The sequence below is a fragment of the Sphingopyxis sp. P8 genome (assembly GCF_020622175.1).
GTDB classification, from domain to species: domain Bacteria; phylum Pseudomonadota; class Alphaproteobacteria; order Sphingomonadales; family Sphingomonadaceae; genus Sphingopyxis; species Sphingopyxis jiangsuensis.
Genome location: NZ_JACNMK010000002.1, coordinates 343,512 through 358,866 on the forward strand (window position 1 = coordinate 343,512; position 15,355 = coordinate 358,866).

16 protein-coding genes and 1 tRNA gene are annotated in these 15,355 nt (G+C 64.3%); 10 read left to right on the top strand and 7 right to left on the bottom strand.

Annotation, left to right across the window (positions count from 1 at the left end):
- Positions 1 to 97 precede the first annotated feature (97 nt).
- Positions 98 to 889, bottom strand: a complete 792-nt coding sequence (locus H7692_RS10160; protein WP_227340115.1) for a hypothetical protein — start codon at positions 887 to 889, stop codon at positions 98 to 100.
- A 361-nt stretch (positions 890 to 1,250) separates the two neighbouring features.
- On the opposite strand from H7692_RS10160, the gene H7692_RS10165 reads away from it, so the two are divergent.
- From H7692_RS10165 to H7692_RS10185, 5 genes are all read left to right on the top strand, one after another.
- A complete protein-coding gene (locus H7692_RS10165) occupies positions 1,251 to 1,907 on the top strand; it encodes an energy transducer TonB (RefSeq protein ID WP_222136761.1) in 657 nt (218 codons plus the stop codon).
- 131 nt (positions 1,908 to 2,038) lie between these two features.
- The gene (locus H7692_RS10170) at positions 2,039 to 2,788 is read left to right on the top strand and encodes a MotA/TolQ/ExbB proton channel family protein (RefSeq protein ID WP_227340466.1); all 750 of its coding nucleotides are present in this window, start codon (positions 2,039 to 2,041) and stop codon (positions 2,786 to 2,788) included.
- A 123-nt stretch (positions 2,789 to 2,911) separates the two neighbouring features.
- Positions 2,912 to 3,433, top strand: a complete 522-nt coding sequence (locus H7692_RS10175; RefSeq protein ID WP_201928384.1) for an ExbD/TolR family protein — start codon at positions 2,912 to 2,914, stop codon at positions 3,431 to 3,433.
- 35 nt (positions 3,434 to 3,468) lie between these two features.
- Positions 3,469 to 3,894 carry an ExbD/TolR family protein gene (locus tag H7692_RS10180; protein WP_201928383.1) on the top strand — a complete coding sequence of 142 codons (426 nt, stop codon included), beginning with the start codon at positions 3,469 to 3,471 and terminating at the stop codon, positions 3,892 to 3,894.
- Between the two features lie 198 nt (positions 3,895 to 4,092).
- Positions 4,093 to 4,668 carry a superoxide dismutase family protein gene (locus H7692_RS10185; protein ID WP_222136763.1) on the top strand — a complete coding sequence of 192 codons (576 nt, stop codon included), beginning with the start codon at positions 4,093 to 4,095 and terminating at the stop codon, positions 4,666 to 4,668.
- 45 nt (positions 4,669 to 4,713) lie between these two features.
- On the opposite strand, the gene H7692_RS10190 is transcribed toward H7692_RS10185, so the two are convergent.
- Positions 4,714 to 6,309 (bottom strand): spinster family MFS transporter, encoded by a 1,596-nt coding sequence (locus tag H7692_RS10190; protein WP_222136765.1) that lies wholly within the window; start codon positions 6,307 to 6,309, stop codon positions 4,714 to 4,716.
- Between the two features lie 107 nt (positions 6,310 to 6,416).
- Here H7692_RS10190 and H7692_RS10195 point away from each other — a divergent pair, with 107 nt between their 5' ends.
- The gene (locus H7692_RS10195) at positions 6,417 to 6,896 is read left to right on the top strand and encodes a low molecular weight protein-tyrosine-phosphatase (RefSeq protein ID WP_227340116.1); all 480 of its coding nucleotides are present in this window, start codon (positions 6,417 to 6,419) and stop codon (positions 6,894 to 6,896) included.
- Here the strand turns inward: H7692_RS10195 and thpR are convergent.
- The gene (gene thpR, locus H7692_RS10200; RefSeq protein ID WP_201928379.1) at positions 6,812 to 7,420 is read right to left on the bottom strand and encodes an RNA 2',3'-cyclic phosphodiesterase; all 609 of its coding nucleotides are present in this window, start codon (positions 7,418 to 7,420) and stop codon (positions 6,812 to 6,814) included. The genes H7692_RS10195 and thpR overlap by 85 nt on opposite strands.
- Positions 7,421 to 7,554: 134 nt before the next feature.
- Here thpR and H7692_RS10205 point away from each other — a divergent pair, with 134 nt between their 5' ends.
- The gene (locus H7692_RS10205; protein ID WP_201928378.1) at positions 7,555 to 8,286 is read left to right on the top strand and encodes a Bax inhibitor-1/YccA family protein; all 732 of its coding nucleotides are present in this window, start codon (positions 7,555 to 7,557) and stop codon (positions 8,284 to 8,286) included.
- Positions 8,287 to 8,354: 68 nt separating this feature from the next.
- Here the strand turns inward: H7692_RS10205 and H7692_RS10210 are convergent, their stop codons facing one another.
- Positions 8,355 to 8,993 (bottom strand): glutathione S-transferase family protein, encoded by a 639-nt coding sequence (locus tag H7692_RS10210; protein WP_236659969.1) that lies wholly within the window; start codon positions 8,991 to 8,993, stop codon positions 8,355 to 8,357.
- 95 nt (positions 8,994 to 9,088) lie between these two features.
- Here H7692_RS10210 and H7692_RS10215 point away from each other — a divergent pair, with 95 nt between their 5' ends.
- Positions 9,089 to 9,847, top strand: coding sequence for a competence/damage-inducible protein A (locus tag H7692_RS10215; RefSeq protein ID WP_201928376.1), 759 nt, complete (start codon positions 9,089 to 9,091; stop codon positions 9,845 to 9,847).
- Here H7692_RS10215 and H7692_RS10220 read toward each other — a convergent pair.
- From H7692_RS10220 to H7692_RS10230, 3 genes are all read right to left on the bottom strand, one after another.
- Positions 9,820 to 11,073 (bottom strand): MFS transporter, encoded by a 1,254-nt coding sequence (locus H7692_RS10220; protein WP_201928375.1) that lies wholly within the window; start codon positions 11,071 to 11,073, stop codon positions 9,820 to 9,822. The two genes, H7692_RS10215 and H7692_RS10220, sit on opposite strands and share 28 nt — an antisense overlap.
- Positions 11,074 to 11,252: 179 nt before the next feature.
- Positions 11,253 to 11,326 (bottom strand) — tRNA-Gly (locus H7692_RS10225).
- A 51-nt stretch (positions 11,327 to 11,377) separates the two neighbouring features.
- A complete protein-coding gene (locus tag H7692_RS10230) occupies positions 11,378 to 12,328 on the bottom strand; it encodes a tetratricopeptide repeat protein (protein ID WP_201928374.1) in 951 nt (316 codons plus the stop codon).
- Positions 12,329 to 12,488: 160 nt separating this feature from the next.
- Between H7692_RS10230 and gdhA the strand changes: the two genes are divergently transcribed.
- Both gdhA and H7692_RS10240 read left to right on the top strand, forming a co-directional pair.
- The gene (gene gdhA / locus H7692_RS10235) at positions 12,489 to 13,844 is read left to right on the top strand and encodes an NADP-specific glutamate dehydrogenase (protein WP_201928373.1); all 1,356 of its coding nucleotides are present in this window, start codon (positions 12,489 to 12,491) and stop codon (positions 13,842 to 13,844) included.
- A 37-nt stretch (positions 13,845 to 13,881) separates the two neighbouring features.
- The gene (locus tag H7692_RS10240; RefSeq protein WP_222136767.1) at positions 13,882 to 15,351 is read left to right on the top strand and encodes a cytochrome c family protein; all 1,470 of its coding nucleotides are present in this window, start codon (positions 13,882 to 13,884) and stop codon (positions 15,349 to 15,351) included.
- Positions 15,352 to 15,355: the final 4 nt, after the last annotated feature.

A 15,355-nucleotide genomic window follows, 5' to 3' on the forward strand; every position in this document is an offset into this window, starting at 1 on the left:
GCTACTTTCGTCATGGACGCGGGCAGGCGCCCGCCGATGGCGGTGCCCCTATCGCCTTTTTGTCCGGAAACAAAGCCGCCGCGGCGATATTGCCGACCTATTCAGCGCCAGGTGGCGGCGTCCGCGTCCGCGCGCATTCGCCGATCGCGCCGAGCACGACGGCATAGTCAGACGCTGCCTTGCGCCGGTCGGCGGCCGTCGTGCCCTTGAGCCGATCAAGCGGCAGGGTGCGTGGCAGTCCGCACGCCAGCCGGTACCAAGCGAGCGTGTTTCGCGCCGGAATGGCGGCCGATTCGTCGACGATCTCGCCAAAGGCGGCCGCCCAGCGGCGCGTGCCGTCGGCGGCAGTCAGGATTGTGAGCGAAACGGGCTCGCCGGTCGCGGTATCGAAGAACAATTGCGTCTCGCCCTCGCCGGGCAAGGTGCCGGGTACATGGAATCCATTTGCGATCCCGGTGATCGCGGGCGGCGCGCCTGGTTTGACGAGTTCGGTCAATATCGCCCGGATGCGCGATTCGGTCTGCGGATCCCAGTCGATCTGCGCGTCGGGTGCGACGAGTCGGACGCTGCCGGTGTCGGTCGTTCCGGCAGCCGCGCCGGACACCGGACGCGCGAAGAGCAGCACCGGCTGCTTCTTCTTGAGCTTCGGCGCCTTGCCATTTGCGTTGAGCGGCAGGTCGACCAGATAGCTTATCCGCGACGCGAGGGGCCCGCCGCCGCGAATCAGGCTGACGACATCGGCCTCGACATAGAATCGGGCATGACCCGCCGCGAGTCCCGGTGCGCGTTCGGGCTTGAGCACCGCCGACGAAGATATTCGTGCATGGATCGTCATCGGCGCCGTCGTCGCCAGATCGGCAAGGTCGGCATAGCTAAAGCGATCGGCCATTGCCACCGGTGTCGCGGGCTGCATTGCGAAAACGCCGCTATTCCCGATAGTTGCTATCGCCATTGCGGCACAAAGGGCGGGGAAGAGCACGCGCATGTTTGTTCCTCATCATGTTATCAAAGCGCCATACAGGCTGCCAAAGTCCCATCATGGCGCGGGGCACATTAACCGCTGATAAAGGGTTTGCGAACTTGCCGCCACCGCGATAGACGGGCGTGCAAGCGTCCGGCAAAAACAGAACAGGCCGGCTGCAAGGCCGCCGGGTCTCCTCGTCGCATCGGAAAACATCCGGGCACAAGGCAACCAACCTGTCGGTTCGGAATTGGTGTCAGGATGATCTAGCAAGGAGCGTCGTCCCTGAATGGCTTATGGTGATAATGTCGACCCTAAAAACAGGGTAGTGGCAATTGTCTTGGTTGGTCTGTTTACAGCGGTTCTGGGTTACGGCCTGGTCAACGGCTTGAACATCAGCATCGTCAAGAAGATTGCCGAAAAACTGGACGTCGTGGACGTCGAAGAACCGCCGCCGCCCGAGGAGCCGCCGCCGCCGCCGCCGCCGGACAATGTCCTGCCGCCGCCGCCGCCGGTCGTGACGCCGCCGTCGCCGATCCCGCCGCCGGTGACGACGAACACGGTGCAGTCGGTGCCGAAGGCGCCGCCGACGCCGCCGCCGCCGGTCTATATCCCGCCTGCGCCGCCGGCCCCGCCGCCGACGCCTGACCTCAGCGAGGAAGGTTCGCCGCGCGGCAACCCTGGGCGTTGGGCGACGAACGACGATTATCCGGCACGCGCCATGCGCGAGGATCGTGAAGGTACGACCGGTTTCCGCGTCACCTATGGTGCCGATGGCAGGGTCACGTCGTGCGACATCACGTCGTCGAGCGGTCACGCCGACCTTGATGCCGAAACGTGCAAGCTCATTTCGCGCCGTGCACGCTTCAACCCGGGCAAGGACCGGGCGGGCAATCCAAAGGGCGGAAGCTACAGCAATCGTATCCGCTGGCAGATCCCGCGCTGATCGGCGCGACGATTTCCATGCGGCCCAATGATCTGAATTTTTGATTTCGATTATTTTGAGAGGGAATAACCAACATGTTTAATCTGATCGCAACTGCCGCTGCCGGCGGCGCCAACTCTTGGCATGGCATGATGCCCCCGGGCATGTGCGTGATGGAAGAAGGGACGAACCCCTATGGTCTCGTTCCCGCGCTGTGCGAAGGCGGCATTGTGTCGCAGATGACCTTCCTGGTCCTGCTGATCATGTTCGTCGGCACGCTCTACATCCTTTTCACCAAATTGTTCGAGCAGAACAAGGTCATCAATCAAGGCAAGGCCGTCGACGCCAATTTCTGGCGCGCGCCGACGCTGGCTGACGGCATGAACAAGCTCGAGAAGAACAGCGCCTATCGTCAGGTTGTCGAAGACGGCCTGCGCGCGAACGAAGAGCACACCAAGCTCACCGACCCCGTCGAAGCCCATGACTGGATGCACGGCACGCTCGAGCGTTCGCAGAACCACATCAACTCGAAGCTCAACAGCGGCCTCGCCTTCCTCGCGACCGTCGGTTCGACTGCACCGTTCGTCGGCCTGTTCGGTACCGTCATCGGTATTCTTCGCGCCCTCGTGAAGATCGGTGCGTCGGGCCAGGCCTCGATCGACACCGTCGCCGGTCCGGTCGGTGAAGCGCTGATCATGACCGCCATTGGTCTGATCGTCGCGGTTCCCGCGGTGCTTGCGTTCAACTGGCTGCAGAGCCGCAACAAGGCGATCGCCCGCAGCCTGTCGACCTTTGCCAATGACGTTCTCGGTGCGATGATGTCGGGCGGCCAGGTCAAGCCGACCATCCCGTCGGCTCCGGCGAAAGCCGCTGCTCCGGCCGCGGCGCCGAAGAAGGCCTGATTGGTCTGTGGATTCCCGCTCGCCGCGCTACGGCAGCGAGCGGGGTCCGCTGGACTGGGTGGAACGCCTCCGGCGAACCTCTCCAAGTTCATGACAGAAATTTTGTGACAGGATGCTAATCCGATGGCGATGAGTGTAGGGGATAAGGGCGGCGAAGAAGCCCCAATGTCCGACATCAACACGACCCCGCTCGTGGACATCATGCTCGTGCTTTTGATCATCTTCCTCATCACGGTCCCCGTGGTGCTGGAAACGGTCGATCTCGAGCTTCCCGACGTGGTCTTCGAGCCGACGACGACAAAGCCCGAAAATGTGCTTCTGTCGGTGCGTTCGGCCGATACCGATGGTGACGGCCGGCCCAACGCCGACAGCACCGCATGCGAAGTTTATTGGGGCCAGACCCCCGTCGATTCGCGCGAGCTGCTGACGATGGGCCAGGACAAGCTCGAGAAATTGCTCGAAGATATTGGCGGCCCGGAAAATATCACCGAGGAAAATTTCCCCGAAGTGCACATTCGCGGCGACGTCAACACGCCGTACCAGTGCATCGGCGGCGTGATCTATACGATGCAATTTGCCGGTTTCCAGAAGATCGGGTTCATTTCCGAACCTGCTGCGGGATCGGGCACGCTGGGACGTCTGTAAGGACCGCGCCCACATGAGAGTGAAGGAATAATCCTATGTCGATGGCCGTTGGCGATCGGGACGAAAATGAACCGATGATGGACATGAACACGACGCCGTTGATCGACGTCATGCTCGTGCTCCTCATCATGTTCATCATCACCATCCCGGTGCAAACCCACGCAGTGAAGATCGATTTGCCGGTTCCGAGCGACAATGAAAGCAATGTCGATCCGGAAAAGAACAAGGTGATGATCGACCAGGCCGGTACGATCAGCTGGAACGGCACGCCGGTCGATCTTGCGCAGCTCGCGGTTTACCTCGAGCAGACGAAGGCACTGCCCGTCGAGCCCGAACTGCAGGTCCAGCCGGACCCGTTCGCGCGTTATATCGTCGTCGATAATGTGATGGCGGTGGTCAAGCGCAGTGGCGTCGGCAAGCTCGGCTTTGTCGGAAACGAACAATATGCCCGCGTGTTCTGATCGCTGATCGAACCGCAGGACAAGAGGAGGCCGCGAAGCGATTCGCGGCCTCTTTGTTTGCGCGCCGCATGGGCGGGACAATTATCGGGCTTGGATCGCGAAAAACGGTTCGGCAAGGTAGGATGTTGGATCGAAAAGCGACTTTGCGGCGTTCGGTCGGCAGAGCGACGACGAAACAGGGCGAAAGGAATCAACTGCATGACGAAGACATTGCACTTCGGGCGCGTGGCTTTGCCGATTGCGACCGGCGCGGCGCTGCTTGCGATCGGCGGCTGCGCCAATATGGGCGGCAAGCCCGTATCGACGCTGCCCCCCGCCGACGCGCACGCGCAGCTCTATGACGCGCGCGGCGCCGACCGCGGACGCGCCGACATTTATCGCGAGGCGAACGGCCTGCGAATCGAACTCGTCGCGCGCGGCTTCGCTCCCGGCACCTATGGTATGCACGTCCACGCTGTCGGTCAGTGCACTCCGCCCGACTTCGCGAGCGCAGGTCCCCACTGGAACCCGACCGATGCGCAGCATGGCCGCGAAAATCCGATGGGCGCGCACCACGGCGATTTGCCGAACCTCGTAATCGAAGCCGAACAGATCGGCCGCGCTACGGTGACGATGGTCGGGTCGCGCTTCGAGGGCGCGGGCGCGCTGCTCGATGCCGACGGCGCGGCTTTCGTCATTCATGCCGGCCCCGACGACATGCGCACCGATCCCAGCGGCAACAGCGGCGCGCGCGTCGCCTGCGGCGTGGTCGTCAAAGGCAGCGGTGGGGACTGAGGCGGCTGAGGTCGCAAGGCCCTTTAAAAGTAACGCCGCGTCGAATCATGCGCCTTCGCGCGCGGCCCGCGCGCGTTCGACGAGCGTCGCTTCGGCGTGCGGCAGGGCGCGGTAAGCGTAGAACAACAGGATCAGCGCGATCGGCGCGACACCGATGAGCGACAAAATTCCGATGCGCAGATTGCCGACATAGGCTCCGTCGACCATTGTGCCGGTCAGGTCGGAAATCTGTCCGACCATATAGGGGCCGAAGGACAGGCCGACGAGCGTGGTCCCAAGGAAGAAGGCGGCGGTCGCGGTGCCGCGCATTTCGGGGAGCACCAGATCCTGCGTCGTCGCAGCGGCCGCGCCGAGGGCGGCCGCGCCGAAGAGCCCCGCCAGAAAGTTCATGGTATAGAATAGAACGGCGTTTTCGGTCGTGTATCCGATCCAGATCGGAATGATTGGGGCAACGACGCCAAAGATGATCATCCAGATGCGCCCCGCCGGATTGCGCGCGCGCAGGGCGTCGGCGACGCGGCCGCCGATAATCACGCCGACAAAGCCGCTGAGCGCACCGTTGGCGCCGAGGATCGAGGCGAGTTCCTGCTTTGGCAGGCCAAGCACGACTTCGGCATAGGGCGCCGACCAAAAGGCGAGCGCATAGGCCGCAAGGCTGACCAGACCATAGCCGAGCGTCGTGCAGATGAAAGCGGGCGTCCCCCAGATCAGGCGGAAGGTCGCGGGGTCGTTGGCCCGCAAGGTGCTCGCCCAGGAAAAAACCGCATAATAGCCGAAAGCGACCGCCGACCATTGTGGGATGTTCCCGGTCAATTCGATCATCCACCAGGCGAATCCGGCGAATCCGGCGGCAGCGCCGATGTTGATTGCCAGCGCAGCCGGTCCGCGCTTCCATGCGCCATAAAGGGTGAAGGGGGGGACAATCATCGACAGGTCGCGGCCGAACTCGCGGAACGGGGTGGGCGAGCTTTTGGCGGGGGTTCCGTCCATCGCCCCGCGCACCGGCTCACGCAGCGATGCGACCCATAGCGCGAGAAGAATGCCGGGCACGCCGACCGCAAGGAACGCCGCCTGCCAGCCGACCAGCCCGAGCGGGCCGCCGCCCGGATAGGCGGCGTTCCATGTTTCGACAATCAACGCGCCGATGAACAGCGAGACACCGCCGCCGAGGTAGAGACCCGATGAATAGATGGCGAGCGCGGTCGCTTTCTGCCGTTTCGGAAAATAGTCGGAGATGAGCGAATAGGCGGTCGGACTCGCCGTCGCCTCGCCGACGCCGACTCCCATGCGCGCAAGCGTCAGGGTCAGCCGGTCATAGGCGAGCCCGGAAAAGGCCGTCATCGCCGACCACAGGGTAAGGCCGATCGACAGCAGCTTCACGCGGCTCCAATTGTCGGCCAGTCGTCCGAGCGGGATTCCGAAAAGCGCATAAAAAACCGCGAACGCAGCGCCGCCGAGGAATCCCATCTGCGAATCGGTGAGGCCGAGATCGGCCTTGATGTCGACTGCAAGGATGCTGATGATCTGACGGTCGATGAAATTCAGGATATAGACGATGACGAGCACGGAGAGGACGTACCAGCTGTACCCCGTCGCTTTCGGTTCCGCTGCCGATGCGCCACTCACATCCTTCTCGGTCATCTGGCAACCCTCTCCCGAACCCGTTATTCATTGGCGGACATGGCTAGCAGAGCGGCAAAGAGGTGCAAGTTGAAAGTCGGTTCAACTTTGAACGGTACGAGGGCCGCATGAGGGACGACGCTACGGAAACACCCTCGATCCTGTTCCTCTGCCTTGGAAATATCTGTCGTTCTCCATTGGCCGAAGGGGCAGCGCGCGCGGCGTTCGACGCCCGTGGCGTCGCGGCACGGCTTGATTCGGCGGGGACCGGCGACTGGCATGTCGGACGCCCGCCCGACGCACGCGCGCAGGCCGAGGCGCGGCGGCGCGGGATCGACATTTCGGATCTGCGCGCGCGGCAGCTTGTTCCCGAGGATTTCCGCCGTTTCGACCTGATCCTTGCGGCCGACGCGCAGAATTTGCGCGACGCGCGCCGGATCGCGCCGCCCGATGCGACCGCGCGGCTCGCGTTGATGCTCGACATGGTGCCCGGGCGCGCTGGCGAAAGCGTCGCCGATCCCTATTATGGTGAGGAAGATGGTTTCGCGGCGACCTGGTCCGATGTGCGTGCGGTTGCCGAGGCGCTCGTGTCGGACGCGAGCGGATAGCGCGCGACCGGATGGTAGCGCGACCCGCCGTGCGCAAGCTCGCTTTCGTACAGCGTGACATGGTCGAATGTGAATGCCTCGCTCGCGAGGTCGCTGTGCAGCGCGACAAAGGGTGCGACCGGCCCCGACGAGCGGTTGAGCCGCGCGAGCGTGATATGCGGCACGAAGGCCCGCGTTTCGCCCGCGACACCGACCCGCGCGAGCAGCTGATCGACCTTGTGATGGAGAGCAGCAAGCGGCTCGGCGGGCGCGACCCCCGCCCACACCGTGTGCGGCTGCCCGCGCCGCTCGAACATCCCCACCCCGGCAATCCGCGCCGCGACCGACGGCGCATGGAGTGCACCGAGCGCAGCGGCGACATCCTCGGCGCGATGATGGTCGACCTCGCCGATAAAACGGAGCGTGAGATGGAGTTGATCGTCGCTCTGCCAGCGCGCGCCCGAAATCCCGTGCATCGCGGCCGTAAGCTGGGCGCGGATCGGACGCGGTGGCCGCAAAGCGACAAAGAGGCGGTGCGCGGACATGGTACGAAGAACATAGGGCGACCGTGCCCGCGCGCAACAATTTCGCCCCTGTCCGGTTTCGCTTGAATCTATACGGGAAAGACCCGATATTATGGTCACGGCCGGTATGGGCTGGCCGGTGATGGAGAATGACAATGGCGAATTGGAACGACCCCAATATGGCGGCTTCCGGTTTTGGCGCCGGCACGCGTGCAACGGACCAGGCCGTCGATGCCGGCCTGCGGTCGTACATGCTGTCGGTTTACAACTATATGGGCTCGGGCGTGCTGCTTACCGGCATCGTCGCGATGCTCGCCTTTCAGTCGGGCTTCACCGCCTCGATGATCGGCAGCCCGCTGATGTGGGTGGTGATGCTGGCCCCGCTGGCTTTCGTGATGGTGCTGAGCTTTGGCATCAACAAGCTGTCGACGGTCGCGGCGCAGACGATCTTCTGGGTCTATGCCGCCGTGATGGGCCTGTCGATGTCGACGATCTTTCTGGCGTTCACCAGCACGTCGATCGCACAGACCTTTTTCGCGACGGCCGCAGCCTTCCTCGGCCTCAGCCTCTATGGCTACACGACCAAAAAGGATCTGTCGGGTTTCGGCACTTTCCTGATCATGGGCGTCGTCGGCCTGCTCGTCGCGATGCTGCTTAACGCTTTCGTGTTCCAGTCGGGCGCGATGGCGCTGGCGATCAGCGTGATCGGCGTGCTGGTTTTCGCGGGTCTCACCGCCTATGACACGCAGAAGATCAAGAGCATGTATTTCTATGTTCGCGGCACCGATTTCGTCGGCAAGGCCGTGATCATGGGAGCGCTGAACCTCTATCTCGACTTCGTGAACATGTTCACCTTCCTGCTCCACCTGCTTGGAAGCCGCGAATAAGCGAGCGTAACAGGCACAGGTAAAAGGAAGGCCCGGCGGAGCGATTCGCCGGGCCTTCGCTTTAATCTTTACGCGGCAGGCGCCTGCATTTCGGCGATCAACGCATTGTCGATTTGCTTCGCGCGCTGGTAGGCTGCGCGTTCGCGCAGCGGCGCGACATAAGCTTCGAATGCGGGACGCGACGGGATCGACCCGAATTGCAGGCCCCAATCGATATGGCTCCCGACATAGACATCGGCAGCGCTGAAACGCTCGCCCGCGACAAAATTCTTGCCCGCAACCGCTGTTTCGAGCGTGTCGAGCGTTTGGTCGAGCGTTCCGAACCCCGCCATGCGCCGCTGCTCGCCCTCGGGTTCGAGGCCGAGATGCTTCGATACGACGGCTTGCTCGACAGGTCCCGCGGCGAAAAAGAGCCAGCGATAATAATCGGCGCGGTCGGCGGGCGCGGGAGCCAATCCGGCGCCGGCGAAGGCATCGGCGAGATAGGCGCAGATCGCGGCGCATTCGGTGACGACCCGCCCATTGTGGACGATCGCGGGAACCTTGCCCATCGGGTTGATCGCGAGATAATCGGGCGCCTTCATCGCCGTGTCATAGTCAAGAATGTGCGTTTCATAGGGGGCGCCAACCTCTTCGAGCATCCAGCGAACCATCTGTCCGCGCGACATCGGGTTGGTGTAAAAGATAAGATCGTCGGCCACGGTCATGCTCCCTTCGGCTTGAGTCGTCATCGAACATATCAGGAACACGCATCGCCGGCCAGCAGGCTTGTTTTGTCACCACAGGCAGGTAAGGCAGGGGAATGAGCGACGAACGCATCTGGACCGCCGCCGTGCTGGTGATCGGCGACGAAATCCTCTCGGGCCGCACGCAGGACAAGAATGTCGCGCAGATCGCGACCTGGCTCGACGTGCAGGGCATCCGACTGCGCGAGGTGCGGATCGTTCCCGATGTCGAGGAAGAGATTGTCGCGGCGCTGGTCGCACTGCGCGCGCGCTACGATTATCTGTTCACCACCGGTGGCATCGGTCCGACGCACGACGATATCACCGTCGATGCGGTCGCCAAGGCGCTGGGAGTCGATGTCGTCATCCACCCCACGGCGCGCGCAATCCTTGAGCGCTATTACGAAAGCCGCGGCGGACTGACCGAGGCGCGATTGCGCATGGCGCGCGTGCCCGAAGGCGCCGAGCTCATCCCCAACCGCATGTCGGGCGCGCCGGGAATCCGTATCGGCAATCTCTTCGTGATGGCCGGGGTGCCGCACATCACCGCCGGCATGCTCGATGCTCTCACCGGCGAACTCGAGGGCGGGGCGCCGCTCGTCGCGCACACAATCGGCGCATGGGCGGCCGAGAGCGAGGTCGCTGATCTCCTCCGCCAGGGCGAAAAGGATCATCCCGGCGTCGCGATCGGCAGTTATCCCTTTTTCCGCGAGGGCCGCGTCGGCGCCAATTTCGTCGTCCGCTCGACCGACGGCGCGTGCGTCGCCGCGTGCGTCGCCGCGCTTCGCGCTTCGATCGAGGCCGCGGGCTATGCGGTCACCGACGGCGGTATCTGATCGACGCCCTCGTCGTCGCTTCCGCGCGTGACGCGCGGAAGGCGGCGCAGCATCGCCATCGCCGCGAGGCCAAAGGCGGCCGCGACGATGAAGGCTGCGCCGGGAAAACGCGCTGGCGCGTCGTCTGCGGTGAAATAAGCCATCGTCCCGGTGAGCAGGATCGGCGCGGCGAGCGAGCCGAGTCCCATTGCCATCGCCGAAATCCCCTGCACCTCGCCCTGCGATTCGGCGGTCGCACGCCGTGACATCAGCGCCATCAGCGACGGCTGCACCGGCGCCTGGAGTGCGATCGGGACAAGCAGCAGGAAGGCGCCCCAGGTCGTCTCGACAAAGGCATAGCCGATGAAGATCGCGACCGCGACCGCGAGCCCCAGCGTCGCGGCATCGCGTTCTCCGAATCGCCTGACCGCGGGGCCGACAACGAACGTCTGCCCGATCGCGATCATCACGCCGACCGCGGCGAGGCTGGCGCCGATCATCGACGGCGTCCAGCCGAGCTGCGCGATGCAATAGAAGCTCCACGTCAGCGGATAGACGAGGCTCGCAATCTGCCACAGCACGATCACCGTCGCGACGCCGCCCATTCCGGGGAGCGCGCGCATCGCATTGAGCGCGCCGAGCGGGTTCGCGCGGCGCCAATCGAAGGCGCGCCGCCGCTCGGGTGCCAGCGTTTCGGGAAAGATAATCAGGCCATAGAACATGTTCGCCGCCGATAGCAGCGCCGCGGCGACAAAGGGCGCGCGCGGGCCGACCTCGCCCAGGAAACCGCCGATCGCAGGGCCCGCGACAAAGCCGACGCCAAATGCCGCGCCGACGAGGCCGAAGTTGCGCGCGCGCTCTTCGGGCTTCGTCACATCGGCGATCGCCGCCTGCGCTGCGGCATAGCTGCCGCCAAAAATGCCCGACAGCGCGCGGGCGATGAACAGCCATGGCAGCGTATCGACAAAGGTAAGCAGCAGATAGTCGAGCGTCAGCCCGCCGAGCGAAAGCAACAGCACGCGGCGGCGCCCATAGCGATCCGACAGATTGCCGAGCAGCGGCGAGGCAAAGAAGGTCGCCACCGCCATGACGAGTCCGATCCACGCGCCGATCTCGATCGCCTTGGGCAGGTCGACGCGGCCGATCTCCATCACCAGCTGCGGCAGCACCGGCATGATGATGCCGAACCCGACCGCGTCGATGAAGATGGTGACGACGATGAAGGGAATGGTCCGCGCGCGCGTCATGGCCGGTCTTGCGCCTGCAAAGCGCCGTACAGGCTTGGGGCGGCTGCAATCACGGTCGGTCCTTTCCGGTAAACGCCGATAGCCAATATCGATTCGTCGCGCGACGAGACAGTTTCCGTCACCACATAAGGCGGCGCCGTCGGGGCGACGACGTCATCGACGGCTCAGCAGTGTGGGGCTGGAGCGGGTGAAGGGAATCGAACCCTCGTCGTAAGCTTGGGAAGCTTCTGCTCTACCATTGAGCTACACCCGCACGGATTGCGCGATTGGCACAGCCGTGCGGGCGGGTCAATTGCCTTCGCCATCAGGCTCCGGGTACGCCGAGCAACTGCGCCTGCGCGCGGAGCCTTTCCGCCGAGCCCGGGTTCGCGGCGATCGCGTCTTTGAGCGCCTTTGCCGCCTTGGCGGTTTCTCCCAGCGTCATGCGGCTGCGCATCAGCATGATCCAGCGGTCGACATCGGACGGGTTCGCTTTCAGCTTCGCTTCCAGTCCGTCGACCATGCCGGCGATCATCGCGTCCTGTTGACCCTTTGGAAGCTGCGATGCCGCCTCCATGTCGGCGCGGCTCGGGCCGGGAATTGCGCGCGCTGCGACGGGCATTTCCGCGCCCGTCGGCGCGCGCGCCTGTGTTTGCGCCAGGCGCGGCGCGACGTCGATCGAATGGATCTTGCCCACCTGTTCGATCGTGCGCCGCAAATCGGCCTCCCACGGCGCGCCCCGCGGTGTGTCGGCGAGCAGTGCGAACCAGTCGTCGATGGCGCCGCGATGGTCGCCCGCCAGATCCTTTTCGACCGCCTTGAAATAGCGCGCTGGCGGGTCGCGCGGGTCGAGCGCGATCGCGCGATCGAATGCTTCGCGCGCGGCGGGGGGCAGAGGGTCGCGATCGCTGACATAGACGCGTGCCTCGCCGAGCGCCGACCAGAGCGCGGCGGTTTCGCCGTCGAGTGCGACCGCCTTTTCATACGCTGCAATCGCACCCCGATAGTCTTCGAGGTCGAAACGCGCGGCGCCGAGCGCGCGCCAGGCGTCGACGCTGTTCGGCTCGCGCTTCGTTCGCGCTTCGAGGTCGGCGATCTGGTCCGACGGTGCGAACGACTGTTGCATGCCGCCGTCGTTTCCCGCTGACGATGAGTCGCGCCACACCGTGTACCCGATCGCGGCGGCCAACAGGGCGCCTGCGGCGATCAGGACCGCGAGGTTCGTCCGCGTCATGCCGCGTTGCCGCTCGTCCACTATGTCCTTGGTCTCGCTCATCATTGCCCCTTTGTGCGCTCGCAATAAATTCGGTGCGCGCGGCGCGCTGCCCCATTGCCTTTGCCCCGCGATGGTGTAGCCTCGGTGGGGCAAGGTCGGTCAACGATTAATTCGTCAATGGGGTCGCACCGGCTTTCCCGCTATTCCAGGGGAGGGGTGCATGGCAGTATCGGACCACGTCGATTTTCCGACGTTCATGGAGGGCGTGAAGAAGCGCAATCCGGGGCAGGACGAATTTGTTCAGGCGGTGCAGGAAGTCGCCGAGGACATTTTCGACTTCATCGCCGACAAGGAAGAATATCATGCGCAGCAGATATTGCGGCGCATCGCCGAACCCGACCGCGTGGTGTCATTCCGCGTCTGCTGGGAGGACGACAACGGCAATATCCGCGTTCAGCGCGGCTGGCGCGTTCAGAACAACAATGCCATCGGCCCCTATAAGGGCGGCATCCGCTTTCACCCCAGCGTTACCGAAAGCGTGCTCAAATTCCTGGCGTTCGAACAGACGTTCAAGAACGCGCTGACCGGCCTGCCGATGGGCGGCGGCAAGGGCGGGTCGAATTTCAACCCCAAGGGCAAGAGCGTGCGCGAAATCATGCGCTTCTGCCAAAGCTTCATGACCGAGCTTTACCGTCACATCGGCGCCGACGTCGACGTGCCCGCGGGCGACATCGGCGTGGGCGGGCGCGAGATCGGCTTCATGTTCGGCCAGTACAAGCGCATCACCAACGAATTCACCGGCGTGCTCACGGGCAAGGGGCTCGAATGGGGCGGGTCGCTCATCCGTACCGAGGCGACGGGCTATGGCGCGGTCTATTTCCTTCAGAACATGCTTGCGGCCAAGGACATGGACCTTGTGGGGAAGACCGCGGTCATCTCCGGCTCGGGCAATGTCGCGACGCACGCGGCCGAAAAGATCGTCCAGCTCGGCGGCAAGGTGCTCACGCTTTCCGATTCGGGTGGCTTTGTTCACGACCCTGACGGCATCACCCAGGAAAAGATCGATTGGGTGAAGGCGCACAAGACGCACCGCCGCGGGCGAATTGAAGAATATTGCGAGGAGTTCAAATCGGCGACCTTCACCGCGGGCAAAACGCCTTGGGGCGTAAAATGCGACGTCGCGCTGCCCTGCGCGACGCAGAACGAGCTGCTCGGGGCCGATGCGAAGATGCTTGTGAGCAACGGCTGCATCGCGGTCAGCGAGGGCGCGAACATGCCCACCAATCTCGAAGGCGTGCACGTCTTCAAGGATGCCAAGATCATGTTCGCGCCGGGCAAGGCGGCCAATGCGGGCGGCGTCGCGGTTTCGGGGCTCGAAATGAGCCAGAACAGCGAGCGGCGCAGCTGGACCGAGGGTGAATTGCAACAGATGCTGAAGGACATCATGGCGGGTATCCACCAGCGCTGCCTGACCTATGGCGACCAGGGCGGCGGTTATGTCGACTATGTCAAGGGTGCCAATATCGCCGGATTCAAGAAAGTGGCCGACGCAATGCTGGCATTCGGGGTGGTTTAGGCGCTAAGGCGACGAGCGATTCTAAGGGGGTAGTCGGATGACCCACGCGGTATATCGGCGCGGCGGGCGGCTTTGGGCGGTTTTTGTTGCCTTTGTCGTGACGCTTGGCACGCTTGCCATCGCCGCACTGCTTGTCGCTCAACCCGCACGGTCGCAGGGCGAGACAGGCGCGCGCTATACCGGCGTCGCCTCTTGCGCGGGATCGACATGCCACGGCCGGATGGAGGGCGACGGCACCGTCGTCCGCCAGGACGAGCTGATGAAATGGCAGGAACCTTCGACCCCCGGCGGCGCGCACAGCCGCGCCTGGGCGGTGCTTTCGAACAATCGCAGCCGCTTCATTGCGAAAAATCTGGGTATCGGCGATCCGGCGACGGCGCCGATGTGCCTTGGCTGTCATAGCACCGCGGGTGCAGTCGCCGCGCGCGGAGCGATGCGCGGGACGGTGCCGCTTGAGGATGGCGTCGGCTGCGAATCGTGTCACGGCCCTGCGGGAAGCTGGATCGCGAGCCATTATGCGGGCGTCGGCACCAATGCCGACCCGGACGCCGAAATGCGCGAAAAGCATCTGTCGAACCTGCGCGCTGGCGTGTGGAAATTGGAAGATCCGGTGGTGCGCGCGGGCGTCTGCGTCGACTGCCATTTCGGCGCGGCGGGCGAAGGACAATTCGTCACGCACCGCATCATGGCCGCGGGGCATCCGCGCATAGCGTTCGAACTCGATCTTTTCTCCTCGCTCCAGGCGCATCATCAGGAGGATGCCGATTACGGCTGGCGCAAATTCGGCGCCGGACAAGCGCGCACCGACCATGTCCAGATGTGGGCGGTCGGGCAGGCGGCGGCGATTGAGCGCAGCCTGACGCTCTTCCAGTCGCGGCGCGGGACCGACGGAATGTTTCCCGAATTCTATTTCCTCGACTGCCACAGCTGCCACCGCCGCATCTATGACCAGGCACAGGCGGTGCGCACCGGGGTCGACAATCCGGGCCGGTCGGTCGGGGGTGGCCAAGGCTGGCCCGAAGGCTTGCCGCCCTATAATGACGAGAATTTGATCATGCTGGCGGCGGCGGCGCGCCTCGCCTCGCCCGCGCTCGCCGATCAGCTCGCCGCGCGCACCGCCGCATTCCACAAGGCGATGGTGACCGACCGCGCCGCCGCGACCGCCGCCGCCGCGCAACTGGCGCAGACGGTGGCGGCGCTCAAGGCGGCCTTTGCCTCGCGCCGCTTTTCGGGTGCCGACGCTTTCGCGATGGTCGATGCGATCGCGGCCAAGGCGATCAACGATCGCTTCACCGACTATTCGGGCTCGCAGCAGGCGGTGATGGGTGTCGACACGCTGCTCGGCGCGATGGTCTCGTCGGGGCGCGTGACCGTTGGCGCGGCAGCGGGCATCCGCGCCGACATCGACCGCGCCTATGCCGCGGTCCAAGACCCCAATGCATACAAGCCCGCCGAATTCCAGGCGTCGCTCGGCCGGGCAGTGCGCGCGATCGGAGCGCTGCGATAGGCGC